The organism is Parabacteroides johnsonii DSM 18315, from assembly GCF_025151045.1.
Lineage (GTDB): Bacteria > Bacteroidota > Bacteroidia > Bacteroidales > Tannerellaceae > Parabacteroides > Parabacteroides johnsonii.
In genome coordinates this window covers 4,735,495-4,749,455 of sequence record NZ_CP102285.1, presented here as the reverse complement: position 1 = coordinate 4,749,455, position 13,961 = coordinate 4,735,495, and the positions used below count along the sequence as shown (strand labels likewise).

13 protein-coding genes are annotated in these 13,961 nt (G+C 39.5%); all 13 read right to left on the bottom strand.

Going from position 1 to position 13,961, the window contains the following annotated elements:
* Positions 1-378 precede the first annotated feature (378 nt).
* Complete coding sequence (locus NQ564_RS19285; protein ID WP_008152403.1) at positions 379-1,263, bottom strand: MlaD family protein; 885 nt, start codon at positions 1,261-1,263, stop codon at positions 379-381.
* 34 nt (positions 1,264-1,297) lie between these two features.
* On the bottom strand, positions 1,298-2,503 hold the full coding sequence (locus NQ564_RS19280; RefSeq protein WP_039848427.1) for an N-acetylmuramoyl-L-alanine amidase family protein: 1,206 nt from the start codon (positions 2,501-2,503) through the stop codon (positions 1,298-1,300).
* 125 nt (positions 2,504-2,628) lie between these two features.
* Positions 2,629-3,072 carry a 50S ribosomal protein L9 gene (rplI, locus tag NQ564_RS19275; protein WP_008152407.1) on the bottom strand — a complete coding sequence of 148 codons (444 nt, stop codon included), beginning with the start codon at positions 3,070-3,072 and terminating at the stop codon, positions 2,629-2,631.
* A 20-nt stretch (positions 3,073-3,092) separates the two neighbouring features.
* Positions 3,093-3,362 (bottom strand): 30S ribosomal protein S18, encoded by a 270-nt coding sequence (gene rpsR, locus NQ564_RS19270; RefSeq protein ID WP_008152409.1) that lies wholly within the window; start codon positions 3,360-3,362, stop codon positions 3,093-3,095.
* Between the two features lie 2 nt (positions 3,363-3,364).
* Positions 3,365-3,718, bottom strand: a complete 354-nt coding sequence (rpsF, locus tag NQ564_RS19265; RefSeq protein ID WP_008152411.1) for a 30S ribosomal protein S6 — start codon at positions 3,716-3,718, stop codon at positions 3,365-3,367.
* 136 nt (positions 3,719-3,854) lie between these two features.
* A complete protein-coding gene (locus NQ564_RS19260; protein ID WP_165352369.1) occupies positions 3,855-4,790 on the bottom strand; it encodes a multiheme c-type cytochrome in 936 nt (311 codons plus the stop codon).
* On the bottom strand, positions 4,787-6,439 hold the full coding sequence (locus NQ564_RS19255; protein WP_008152416.1) for a GMC family oxidoreductase: 1,653 nt from the start codon (positions 6,437-6,439) through the stop codon (positions 4,787-4,789). The genes NQ564_RS19260 and NQ564_RS19255 overlap by 4 nt, the downstream gene beginning before the upstream one ends.
* Entirely contained in the window at positions 6,432-6,974 is a 543-nt protein-coding gene (locus tag NQ564_RS19250; RefSeq protein ID WP_081450244.1) for a gluconate 2-dehydrogenase subunit 3 family protein, read from the bottom strand. The genes NQ564_RS19255 and NQ564_RS19250 overlap by 8 nt, the downstream gene beginning before the upstream one ends.
* 259 nt (positions 6,975-7,233) lie before the next feature.
* Positions 7,234-8,616 (bottom strand): Gfo/Idh/MocA family protein, encoded by a 1,383-nt coding sequence (locus NQ564_RS19245; RefSeq protein WP_008152420.1) that lies wholly within the window; start codon positions 8,614-8,616, stop codon positions 7,234-7,236.
* 50 nt (positions 8,617-8,666) lie between these two features.
* Positions 8,667-10,025 (bottom strand): Gfo/Idh/MocA family protein, encoded by a 1,359-nt coding sequence (locus tag NQ564_RS19240; RefSeq protein ID WP_008152422.1) that lies wholly within the window; start codon positions 10,023-10,025, stop codon positions 8,667-8,669.
* 22 nt (positions 10,026-10,047) lie between these two features.
* Complete coding sequence (locus NQ564_RS19235; RefSeq protein WP_008152424.1) at positions 10,048-10,968, bottom strand: sugar phosphate isomerase/epimerase family protein; 921 nt, start codon at positions 10,966-10,968, stop codon at positions 10,048-10,050.
* A 39-nt stretch (positions 10,969-11,007) separates the two neighbouring features.
* On the bottom strand, positions 11,008-12,060 hold the full coding sequence (locus tag NQ564_RS19230) for a DUF6807 domain-containing protein (protein ID WP_008152426.1): 1,053 nt from the start codon (positions 12,058-12,060) through the stop codon (positions 11,008-11,010).
* 11 nt (positions 12,061-12,071) lie between these two features.
* The gene (locus tag NQ564_RS19225; RefSeq protein WP_162612749.1) at positions 12,072-13,958 is read right to left on the bottom strand and encodes a RagB/SusD family nutrient uptake outer membrane protein; all 1,887 of its coding nucleotides are present in this window, start codon (positions 13,956-13,958) and stop codon (positions 12,072-12,074) included.
* Positions 13,959-13,961 lie beyond the last annotated feature (3 nt).

Here is a 13,961-nt window from a genome sequence, read left to right as displayed (position 1 = left end):
GATTTTTTACTCTCCCAACTCTACTTACAACTTCAATTTTTATTTTACGACTACAAAGTTTAGAAATTAATTCCGAAAAAAAAAGTATCATTTTGTTTGGAACTTTTGATTGTTCAATATCCTATTTATTGTCAGGCAGTTAATTCCAACAATCTGAATATCTTCATTTTAAAACATTAGAATCACAGAAAACCTTTGTTTAAGAGCATTCTTTAGCCCCTTGCCTTCTCAGGCAACCCACTTCAAAAAAGACCTTTTGATCCAGTTATATTTCTCAATCTAAAGGCCTTAGAGAAGTCAAGCTTCTGTATTTTATATTTTTTCGTTTAATTGGAATAATTCTAAATAAACAGTTTGTACAACAAATCTTATGCTATCTTAAAATACAGAAAAATGCACATATCTTTTGGGGTTCTGCCTCAAATCAAGTAAAAGCTTGGAGGCATTGTCTGCCGTACTGTTCAGGTTATCGTAAAGAGCACGGTCATTCAACAGAAGCCCCATACTATTATCCTTAGAGTTCAGCTTACGTGTCATCTGTTCCACGTTATCCAACGTTGCATTCACCGCATTCACGGTCGTTGCCAGATCCAGCTTCTTCAAATCTGTGCTGACATCGGCAAAGTTTCCGGTGATGACCTTCAGATCGCTCATAATACCCGGCACATCCTTGCTCAGCATTTGATTGAGCTGACGAGAAGAAACAGCCAGGCTATTGGTCGTTGTCTCTATATTATTCAAAGACTGAGCCAATGCCGGATGATTTACCAATGTTTGCAAGCCACCCAGAATCGAATCGATCTTCGGCAAAAGCAGTTCCACCTGCGGGAGAATCTTTTCCTGTACGGATTGCATCATGTCCGATTCCATCCGCCCCTCGATTACCGCACCGGGTTTCAGATAGTCATCCACATACTTGTTCAGATGAATATGCAATTCACCGCCACCAAGAAAACTGTTCACGATCGTAATATAGCTACCTTTATTAATTTTCATATGGTCTTCCAGGCTGATATCAATCGAAATCTTATCGACGGCATCATAATCATAAACAATCTCACGCACCAAACCGACTTTAAAGCCTTCTACAAATACAGGACTCGAAACCGTCACTCCCTTTACATTCGTACAAGCCACTACATAATGGTTTGTCGGTTTAAACAGATTGATCCCTTTCAAGTAATTAATTCCTAAATATAGCAATGCCAGACTGACTATAGACACAAGTCCGATCTTTGCCTCTTTGGTGAATACATTTTTCATTTCTTCTCTGTATATAATATAAATTCTGTTACTATCAATATTTCACTTTCTTCCCATCCTTAAAGGCGACTATAAAAGCATCTTTAAAATCTTTCGCAACTTGCCGGCGCAACTTGCGGATAGTATCGAAACTTGTCGTCTCGCCATATGTATACTTGTAAATACCTTTCTCAATAAAGCAATCGACATTCTTATATCCTTTAAACAATTTAGAACCGGGAGAAAGTTTTTTATCCGAGGTAAGTATTTGTATTTTATAAATCGTTTGCCCCTTTTTAACCTGGCCCGCTTGCTTCGCGGAGGCTACCTGCTTGGAGACGCGGCTCTGGCTGGATCCCTCAACATTCTTCTTTTGGCGAATATATTCTTCACTTCCGGGAGGAGCGGGAATCGTTTGATTATCTGCAACATTCTCTTCAACTTCCAATATAGGAGCAGCATTTGCACTTCCTGCTAACGCACCGCGCTTGCGGTCATATTCCCACTTATATTTTGTAAAAGCATTATAAATGGCAGTTGCCAGCTTGTTTTGCCCCTCCTTTGTTTTCATGAAGCGTTCTTCCGCCGGATTCGAAATATATCCTAATTCCACAAGAATACTCGGCATGCTCGTCTTACGCAACACAAGGAAGCCTGCCTGTCGCACTCCTCTGTTATTACGCTTGGCGGAAGTAAAACATTTCTGCACCTCCGAAGCCAGGCTAATGCTCTGTTCCATATGCTTATTCTGCATAAATTCGAAAATAATATACGATTCGGAAGAAGTCGGATCAAAACCTTCATACTTCTGCAGATAATTATCTTCCAAAAGGATCGCTGAGTTTTCGCGCATGGCCACTTCCAGATTCTCGTCCGTACGTGCCAGACCTAATGTATAAGTTTCCGTTCCCGATACCGCACTGCCCCTCTTCACCGCATTTGTATGAATGGAAATAAACAAGTCCGCCTTATTCCGGTTGGCGATATTCGCCCGCTCATCCAATTCGATGAAGACATCCGTTTTGCGCGTATAAATGACTTTCACATCATTGTGCTTTTCTGATATCAGGCTACCGAGTTTGAGGGCTACCGCCAGATTAATAGCCTTTTCATTGATGGACGAACCACGTGCACCAGGGTCTTTTCCCCCATGCCCGGCATCGATCACCACTGTAAACGTCTTTTCTTTTGCCTGCAACACAGGTAAAACAAAAAACAGGGCTACTACTAAATTGATATATAGAAAAGTTCTTTTTGCCACTTTAAAAATTTCTTGCAAATTCGGGACAAATGTAATGTTTTTTGATGAGTTAAACTGGGCTGATCTAAAATAAAAAAAGGGCAATTCACAAAGAATCGCCCTTTTTATTTATATATCCAGTAGGATTACTCAGAAACTACTTCAAAAGGAATTTCTACCGATACTTCTTTGTGAAGTTTCAAGATAGCTTTGTAATTACCGACTTCCTTAACAGATTCCTTGATATAGATAATCTTACGATCTACTTCGAAACCGGCTTTTGCCAATGCATCAGCAACCTGGATGTTCGTTACAGAACCGAAGATTGTACCTGTTGAGCTTGTCTTAGCACCGATTGTCAGGGCAACGCCTTCCAACTTAGCAGCCAAAGCCTGAGCATCTTCTTTGATCTTAGCCAACTTATGAGCGCGTTGCTTCAAGTTTTCAGCTAATACTTTCTTTGCAGACTCAGATGCGATAACTGCTTTACCCGTGGGGATTAGAAAGTTACGTCCGTAACCGTCTTTAACTGTTACGATATCGTCCTTGTAACCTAAGTTGATTACGTCTTCTTTCAAAATAACTTGCATATTCTGTCTCCTCTTTTTTATTATTTCATTAAATCGGTTACGTAAGGAAGCAACGCCAAATGACGAGCTCTTTTAACAGCCTGAGCGATACGACGCTGGAATTTCAAAGAAGTACCAGTGATACGACGCGGAAGAATCTTACCCTGTTCGTTCAGGAATTTCTTCAAGAATTCAGGATCTTTGTAATCGATATACTTGATACCGTTCTTTTTGAAACGGCAATATTTTTTCTTTTTAACGTCTACTGAAGGCGGAGTCAAATATCTGATTTCTGATTGAGTTACTGCCATGATTAATTCTCCTTTACTGTTTCTTTAGATGATTTCAAACTTCTTCTCTTTGCTGCATATTCTGCTGCATATTTGTCCTGGCGGAAAGTCAGGAAGCGAATCACACGTTCGTCACGACGGAAGTTAACTTCCAGTGTAGCGATAGTTTCCGGATTTGCTTTGAATTCAACCAACTGGTAGAAGCCTGTTGTTTTTTTGTCGATAGGATAAGCTAATTTGCGCAAACCCCAATTTTCTTCGTTCACGATTTCAGCACCCTGTTCTTTCAGGATGTTCGTGAATTTTTCTACCGCTTCCTTCATCTGAGCGTCAGACAAAACGGGAGTCAAAATGAAAACGGTTTCGTAATTGTTCATAAAACGCTGTTTTGTATTGTTATTACTAAATATTTTTTGCGGTGCAAAGGTAGGGACTTTTTTTTATTCTGCAAATAAATCCCTATCTTTTTAATCTATATCTGCTTATAACAAGCATTTAGAACTTATCAAGGTTTCATTTTTTCTGATGGACATTGCGATAATTGTTCTTTAACTGGTTCGAATGAGGGTTATGGCAATCCAGACAACTCATTCCTTCATACAGTCCGGTCGGCGTCTTATCGTCTTCGGAACCGACTTCACGGCGATTATTTGGAGCATGGCATTGCATACAGAGCCACGCATTCGGATCATCCGAAACTTTCACGACAGAGTCTTTATCGAACATCGTAGTCCGATATAATTTATCAGATGGCAAATGCCGTTTTTCCGAACGCATATACAAAGCAGTAGCAGGAGACCTCGTATCTGTCAAAGAGACAGCACGCTCTTTCTCATTCTTTGCGACATATGGTTTATTCTGAGGTTGTTCGGCATGTACCTGATGGCAAGCCAGACAAGTCATAGCCGGACGATCTGCCTGCGAAGCATTTTTCAAATGCCAATCTTCAGCCTTTCCTTCCAAGGACATCAAATCATGAATCGTCCCGTCATAATGCATACCATGACAACGAAAGCAATCCCAGTAAGGCTTCTCCATCCGGTTATGCTCGACATCCATAAAAATATCCTTATAGGTAGTCGAATGTGCCCCTGATTCCCAAGCAGCCTGTTCTGCCTGATGACAAACAGCACAACGGTCAGCAACAGCCAACACCTGCTCTTCATTCAGACTGACATCTTCATTCGTCTGTTTTTTAGTAAAATGACTATATATCATACCCGTCTTTTCTGCAAGCCCTTTTATGCCGCCACTCAAAGCCGTTCCATGACAGTCCACACAACGGACATCCGAATGAGCGGAACTTTTCCATAACTGACAAGCGTACGTCACTTCATGACACTGAGCACAAGTCAGATCCGGATCCAAAGAAACATACACTTTATAACCGGCAAGCCCCGCTATAATTCCTCCTGCCACAACCAGCCCTATCCAATAACGTGTTTTCATGCTTGACCTCCTTCCGTCCATTGTTTAACTATATGTTCACCTGTCCGAAACGCTAATGCCATAATGGTCAGCACCGGATTAAAGCCTCCGTTATTCACCAGCACGCTACCATCCGCTATATACAAATTATCCAGATCATGAACCCTGCAATATTTATCAACTACAGAAGTGGCCGGATCATTCCCCATACGGCAAGTACCTGCCTGATGCTGTCCACCGGTCTGCCCATGTCCACTCCCTTGTTTCCAAACCAACTTCGCCCCTGCTTCCTTCAATATCTCCTCCGCCTTGGCAGAAAGAAACTCTACATGCTTCTGATCGATCGGATGACGTGCCCCGGATATGGCAACCACAGGAATCCCCCAAAAGTCTTTCACCGTATCATCAACCGTTACACGCATATCAAAATTCGGAATTTCTTGAATTGGCCCATGCATACGGGCAACCCTATAATAATTTTCCCGCTGATACTTCTTATGTTCCAAGCCCCAACGAGGATATCCGGAAGGCCTGTCTCCCGAAAAAGCATAAGGCATCTGATAAAATTCATTACACAGAAGACCACCTCCGACAATACCTTCATTATGATGATTATAATCCATAATAGCCACCGTAGCCCCTGGCCCTTTTAAATCAAGAACGTCATAATCAAACAATCCTTTCGCTCCACAGTAGGCATGTCCTTGCAAGTTACGCCCCACCCAATCATTATCATTTCCGATCCCGTTTGGGAACCGGTTCGATTTGGAATTAAGCAAAAGTCGTGCTGTTTCGGTTGCCGAAGCCGCAACAACAATTATATCCGCTTCCATCCGGCATTCTTTATTATTTTCATCAAAATAGGAAACTGCCACAGCACGATGCTTTTCATCCGTATGTATTTTAAAAACAAAACAATTTGTTTTCACATCACAATTTCCAGTCTGCATCGCTACCGGGATAACTGTATTATGAGTTCCATTTTTGGCATCTACCGGACATGCATATCCGCAACAAGTCCTGTTTCGGATACAAGCAGCCCGCCCATTATAAGCAACAGAGTTACGAAGCATAGGAATAGGAAATGGATGAAGTCCCATCCGCTTACAGGTTTCCGCAATCAACCTGCCATCCTTATTCTGTTCAAAAGCTGGCATCGGATAAGGTTCGTAGCGATTCGGCGCAAACGGATTATCCGACATATCTCCTGATACCCCAACTTCACGCTCCGCCTTACTATAATAAGGAGCCAATTCTTCATAAGTAATCGGCCAGTCAGTCAAAGTCGAACCAGTAACTTCTCCATACTCAGATTTCATACGAAAATCTTCCGGCATAAAACGCCAAGCCATTGCACCATAAGAGACTGTTCCCGAACCAACACAGGCAGCCACATGGTTATATCCTCCAGTCTGAGGTGTTACGATCTTCTTTCTCCCATCATTGCCTATCACAACCCGTGGATTTTTCTTCCAATCCGGTCCAAAAGCCGAACCTAAATCTTGAACGCGCTGCGAAATCAATTCATCATTTATATGTTCATCATAAACAGGCCAACCTCCCCGTTCAAAAATAGTCACATGTATACCATTTACGGCCAATTCCTTTGCAACAACACCTCCACCGGCACCGGCGCCGATCACAATAGCTCTTTTCTGCGTTTTACTCATATCTGTTTTGCCCTACTAATAATGGATAATCCAATCTCATCATACGAAAACTCACATAATCTCTATTACCCCCATGCCGAGGAGAACCATAATACCCTTGCATCGTATTACGCAAAACCATATCAAAAAATTTTTTTTGTGGTATCTCTTCCCAATAGGTTTCAGGTAGTTCTTTCCGTTCCATCTGTTGCAATACGGTATATTGCTGTTCCCAAGATAAATTCGCAAAAGTTTTTTGAAATACATCCATACTGTATTTTTCCAAAGCTTGAATCCCTTTTTTATAATCCGGCTCCAACTCTGGAAAGCGCTGATAGAGTAGCTTATCTATAAAGTTAACAACCCCTGCCTCTTTCGCCCCCAAATATTCATCAGTTGGAATAAACTGCTCACAAATAGCTCCCAAACATTCACTTTCATCAATAGAAAAACAACGATATTGCTGCCTCCCCATCTCTTTTTTACAAGCTGGCATCAACAGCAAACTACCATACAATGCAAAACATCTTTTTATAAAAGCTCGTCGGTTTACCATAAGTATTAAATTATTGTTTACATATAAGATTTATCTTGTCAAAAATAGGATTTATTTCACCCCCAAAAACAATACATCCTACTATTTTAAACCATTTTATAAATAATATCTTCAATTTAAATTCTTTCACAGCAAAAAAAAGTAATAATCACAAGTTCATCAAATGATATATCTACAAAATAAGGAGCTGACTAAAAGCCAACTCCTTAGTAAGCAAATTCAGAAAGTTGAATTTATATAAGCTCTAATTGCTTTCCTGTCAAAGAATTCTTTTGTATTGCTTCTTTTCCATCGGTACAATTGATGTCAGATCCGCGATTCTAACCGGTTGATTCGTTGCGATACTATTACGAGCAGCAATTCCGACCAAACAAGCTAACGCCCCATCACGCACATTAGCGCATTGTTGGAATGGGTCGGCTACATTAGGCAAAAAAATCTGATCTTTCAATAAAGCATCTCCGCCTCCATGCCCTGAATTTCCAAAAGGAATTTGAATATACTCGCGCTTATTGAAATTTCTAAACAAGACGATTTCGTCATAGTTAGCATCCGACGTTCGTCGAGATTCTTGTATCCAAGCATCCAATCGTCCCTTAGTTCCGTTAAACGCTATCCTATAGCCCTCATAAGGAGAATAAGTAGTCAAAGAATATGCAACTTGTACACCATTCTTATATTTGATCGTGGCCGCCATTTTATCAAAGATATTGACATCATTCTTAAACACACATCCATCACGCAAGTAGCCATCATATTCCTCATTTGCCACATACAAGTCCATATAATTCTTATTACGAGTTATGTCATAATAAAATTTACATTTCTCGGTATAAGGACATGTACGGCAATTTTCAGCCCTCATTTCTTCATTTTTCCCATAATGATCCAAAGAACCAAGAGCGTACACGCTTTCCGGATCACTATCAATCCACCAATTCAACAAGTCAAAATGATGGCTGGCCTTATGTACCCATAACGATCCACTACATTCCACCAAACGATGCCACCGACGGAAATAATCAGCTCCATGAGAAGTATCCAAATACCAATGAAAATCAACGGAAGTAATTTTTCCTATTTCACCTGCACGAAGTAATTCCCATATTTTCGCCCGATGCGGAGAATAACGATAGTTGAAAGTAACTCGGCATGTTTTGCCAGTTCGCTTTTCAGCATCCAATATCATTTGTATTTTCTTTTCATCCGTTGTCATCGGTTTCTCTGTTATAATATCAGCTCCCATTTCCATACCCCGAATGATGAACTCATGATGAGTGCTATCCATTGTCGTGACAATCAAAACATCTGGTTTTGTATCCCTCATCATTTTTTCGAAATCGGTATAAGTAGGGCAAGAAGCACCAATGATACGCTTGCCCGTTTCTACACGCCCCTCGTTTTTATCACAAAGCCCAACAAATTCAAGATAGTCAGAATAGTTTTTTTGAATATCTCGCCCCCACATAGAGGTTCCTCGGCTTCCCGTTCCAACAAGAGCAACACGCAGTTTTTTCCCAATCTGGGTTCTTGTTTCCATTGCAGCAACTTTCATATCTGATAACGGATTAAATAACGCTGTTCCCGCTATAGCTCCTGTCGTTGCCAAAAAGTTCCGTCGTGACATCTGATTCTTTATCATAACTTCAATTTATTACATAATTAACATAAATAATTCATACCCAAAACAAATTATACAATTTCTGGAAGCACATAAGGAGCTCTATAGTCTCTACTCAACATTGCATTTGCTTCATTTTCACCATCACCGATAAATCGTTCTGCAACAGGATCAAACTGCAATTGTTTACCCAAACGGAATGAGATATTACCTAAATGAGCCAAAGCTGAAGACAAATGCCCTGTTTGAACTGGACCATTTTGGATGCTCATATCACGTGCCCTCATTGCATCTACCCAATTCTGAAAATGCCGAGTCAATTCTCCACCTTCAGAACGGCTGGGACCTTTTTCCCGTTTTTCTCCTAAATATGTTTCATATGTATCGTATCCTTTGATAACCATATATCCTTTATCACCATAAAATATATTGCCCACACCTGCTCCATCTTCCAGATTTGTACACCAATTACGCACTTCAAACTGAATGATTTTCTTTTCTTTTGGATAGTGATAGATCGATGTTTGTATTTCTGGCACTTCCTTGCAATCATCCCATAAGAACTTACCTCCCATAGATGTTATTCTTTCAGGTAAATAATCGACTCCTAACCCCCACATACATAAATCAGTCTGATGAATTCCCTGGTTCCCGACATCCCCATTTCCATAGTTCCAATGCCAATGCCAATTATAGTGGACCAAATTTTTAGTAAATGGGACCATTGGAGCCGGGCCACACCAAAGGTCATAATCCAATCCTGTCGGTTTTTGAGAAATACCCTTATTTCCTATGTTCGGCCTCCATCGATAAACCAATCCACGAGACATATAGACACGGCCAATCAATCCATTTTTCAAATGTTCTATAGCTTCTCGAATTGCCACCGAACTTCTTAATTGAACTCCATGTTGCACAATCCGATTATATTTATAGGCTGCTTCAATCATTTTCCGACCTTCATAAATATTATGTGTAGCAGGCTTCTCCACATATACATCTTTTCCAGCCTGGCAAGCCCAAATCGTTTGAAGTGCATGCCAATGATTAGGCGTAGCCAAAGCTACTGCGTCAATTTCCTTATCATCATAAATTTTCCGAAAATCCTGTTCTATACGGATATTTTTTCCATATTTGCTTTTAACCTTTTCCGTCCTCTTTTGCAAAATATCCATATCTGGATCACATAAAGCAGCCAATTCCACATTATACTCCTTGGATATCTTCATGATCTCGTCAACATGAGTTTGTCCTCGTCCATTAACGCCAAGTACAGCAATACGAATACGATCGTTTGCCCCCTTAACAGACTCTGACAATATTTCAGGAGCAGAAATCACTTCAGCCTCAACTACTGCTGGCATAACTGTTGCAGTAACTACACCTAACGTCGCTTTTTTAAAAAAATCTCTTCTTGAACTTGTTTTCATGTCTTCACAATTTAAAAGTTAATCAAAAATCAGGAATAGAAGCAACTTGCCTACCGGCTTCCGCTATTCCACACTTAACCTCCTTATCAAAGTCTTTCCAGTTACATTCCAATGCTATTGCACCTTCATAACCAATCTGTTTTAATGCCCTAAAATAAGGAGTAAAATCATCACCTCTTATACCCGGTGCCGACCGAGACTCCACTTCAGTTATATGGCAATGACATAACTCAGCAGCAGCATCAATAATCACTTCTGGACTTTCTTTTTCACAGGCCATATGATAAAAATCAGCTAAAATTTTAAAGTTAGGATGATTGACTGCCTTGACAATTTTCATCCCTTCTGCTATGGTATTTACAAAATTCGTTTCTTCCTTTCTCAGCGGTTCCAAAACGACTACAACACCATATTTTTCTCCTATTCCAGCAATTCGCTTACAAAGCCTAATAAATTGTTTACACGCTTTATTACGATCAAAACCCTCCGGGATATTTCGAGCTCCTCCACTTCCCAAAACAAATATTTTCGTTCCAGTCATTTGAGCACGCTTCATTGCAATCTCGGCATAAGACAATACTGCTGAAATATCAATATGATCACCTACCAATTTCATTTTTCCCGGAAAGAAACAATTTCCGGCATAAACTGGTAATGAAGATTTTCTGACCCGTTCCAACTTAGAGGCAAATTCAGCATCACTTTCTTTTGGATTAAAAAAACTTTGGATATTAACTTCCAAAAAAGCACTTTTTGCTTCAAGTAGCAATTCGGATTTTTCTACGGATGAACAAACTCCTATTCCACCTTGTAGTTGCCAAGATTCACTCCTTGTCTCTTGACTATATGCAGAATATGGACAAAAAGGAATCCCCAAAAACAATAACAGGAGCAGTCCCAAACTCTTAAAATTCAAATATTCATAACAAAATATCGACATCATTTCTTTTCTCTAAAAAAAACAATCAATCTCAATTCCTCATTAATATGATTTAGAAAAATCAACTCCTATAGCATCAGCCTGTTCTTTCGAAATCTTATCCTTTCCCGCTTCAATGTAAAAACGATGTTTCAACACCAATGTTTCTCCCTTTATCAAATGATGAACAATTTCATCATCTTGCTTATTATAAGAATAAGATCCCAAATTGTTACAAGCAAATAATCCATACCCACGAGCATGCGAATGAAAAGGATATCCAACATTATCCGGGTGATCAAAAAAACCAAATGTAATGATTGATCCATCTTTTTCACCAGTCAACAGAACCCAATCGTTACATGTAGACCATACTTTTCCACCGGTAAAACCATTACTACTGTAATAAACACCATTCACTCCGGTATTGTCCGCCTGTGTCTTGACCTCTGTCGGATTACCATGTTCATCTGTAAAAATCATGCTTCCCTCTGCCGGCTCTTCAAAAGAACGATCTACCCGAATAGCAATCATGCCCTCTTTATTATCTGTAAAAGTCACATTTTGAATTGCTTTCAATGTAGATATATGATCAATCGTACGACTATCATCAGTTGCATGAATAATATACTCAGTAGTCTCTTCCAGCAACACATTTTCCTGTTCATCCCTCCACTCAGAAAGGACTTTAATCAAACCACTTTTGCCATCTTTCACATCCAAAATTTTAGTCACAACAATATGTCCATATTTTTCCTTATCTTTAATTGCTGAAGAGTTATTCCAAAAGTCAAGCCCATTCACATTCCCATGGTTAAACCATAGTCCTGTATGATGAGGATGATCCACTCTCTCTCCTTTACGAGGTTCAAGCGGATATCCTCTTGTCACAACAGATCCATTAGGCGAATAAATAGGAAATAGAAATGGCTTTTCAAAATCAGTTGAATACCGGTAAGAAGTAAACAAATTCCCATCTACCACCACATCAATCTTTTTTTCCTGCTTGTTTTCTTGAATCAAAATATCCGGTTGAGGCTTACTCAAAGAACATCCCATCAAAAGAATAAAAAACGAGAATAAAATCAATTGAATTTTTATACACACATTTTTCATCTTTGGCTCCTTTAAAACAAACTTCCATAATCATATCCCGGAGGAAGTAATTCACGAGACATCACCTTAAACCGAGTCGCTTGAGACTCTGGGAAAGGTTTAATGTACAAATACTCCCCATATTCTTTGACATAATCGGCATACCGCAAAATACCACTATTTTCCTCCTCTTTACTAATAGGCAACCGACCGATACGTTCCAATAATGTACGTGTTCTCTTCAATATAAAGAATGTATTAAACTCCATTCCCAATTCACGGCTATACTCGTCTACAATAAAATGGATATCCATTCCATTTTTCGGCTTATAAACATTTGCATCTTCAAGATTGTCAAACGCCCTTTCCCAAAGAGGTTTCAAAGCATTATAAACAACTTGCTCACCTTCTTTCAGACGAAAAGCACATTCAGCATCAATCAAAAACATCTCTGCCAATCGAATAACCGTTCCATTAGCCGTTCCTTCATCTTGTTTACCTTTCTCAGTCCTTGACCGGTCATAGAATTTTTTAAGAGAATAATAACGAGACCGGTGCAACAATGGCCCACCGTAATGTCGGGTATCGTTGGGATCATCCATATCATACACTTCATTCATCCCATCTAAATAATAAGCATGAGGATCACCCGACTCAACCCATTTACGATGCCACTCATCTTCTTCCAACGTAATTGCCCGAAATGGCATATATGCGACTGTGTCAGTCATATCCGAAGGTGCTGCTTTATCATCATCTATTCGCAAATAGAGCGTTTCAAAAGTTTCCGCCTTACGCTTATCTTTATTGTCAAACATATTAATCCACGCAAACGAAGGCATAATATGCCGATACTCTCTCCCGTAATACATCGAATGGCAAGGCATCGAAAACGTAAACTTCGACCCCGATTCATCTAAACGAGTTACGGCTAAAGAACGCATTGTCGCAGTAAAATTGTTAGTTGATTTTTCTTTCAAATCTAACGTTTCGCACGTACGGCCAATCCCAAATCTGTGATATCCGGCTTCATCCGTGTTAAACGTTTTATCAGTCGTCCACTGTACTGACCAAATCACCTCTTTATTAATCTGTTTACTTTCATCGAAATTATCTCCATAAGATGGGAGCAACGCATAACTATAGTCATTAATAACACTTCTTGCTAAAGCACGAACTTGAGTATACAAATCATTTTCAGATGCAAATCCTAACTGAGTACACATATTATGCTCCTCCTGCCCCGCATATTCTGGATTTGAATACCCCGCAATTGCTAACAAGAAACGCGCTTTCAGTGCCTTTGCTGCACCTTGAGAAAGACGTCCAAACTCTTTTATCTCAGACTGTGTAGGAAGTTTTTCTATTGCATAGTCAATATCTTTCAAAATCTGTTCATAATAAAAAGAGAGTGGCTTTTGATTGAGATAAAGCATACTTTCTTCAAATTGATCATAAACAGTTTCTTGATAATGACCATATTTTCCCCATAATTCAGCTTGAATTTGGTAAAACATAGCTCTAAGCCCCCTTAACTCTGCCAAATAAATTTCTTTAGTTCGAGTCTCCGGATTATCACCAATTATCCTTTCCATACGATTGGCTATCATAATCCCTTGATGCATATTACAGAACAAGTTATTTAGAAAACCAGCAGAAACCTTTCCTACATGATCATAAGAGTTATTCTGGGAAGCTGCAACTTCCGACAGATCTGAAAAATAATTAATTTCAAACATATCACCTCTAAACATCTCTCGACAAGAACTATATACAGCTGCGACTCCTTCATTTAGTCCTTTATCTGTATAATAATAATCAAGCGTCATTTGCGACTTAGACTCTTCTTGCAAAAAATCTTGACAAGAGAATAGCGAGAACATAGATAAAGCTGATAAGATTATATATTTCTTTTTCATAAT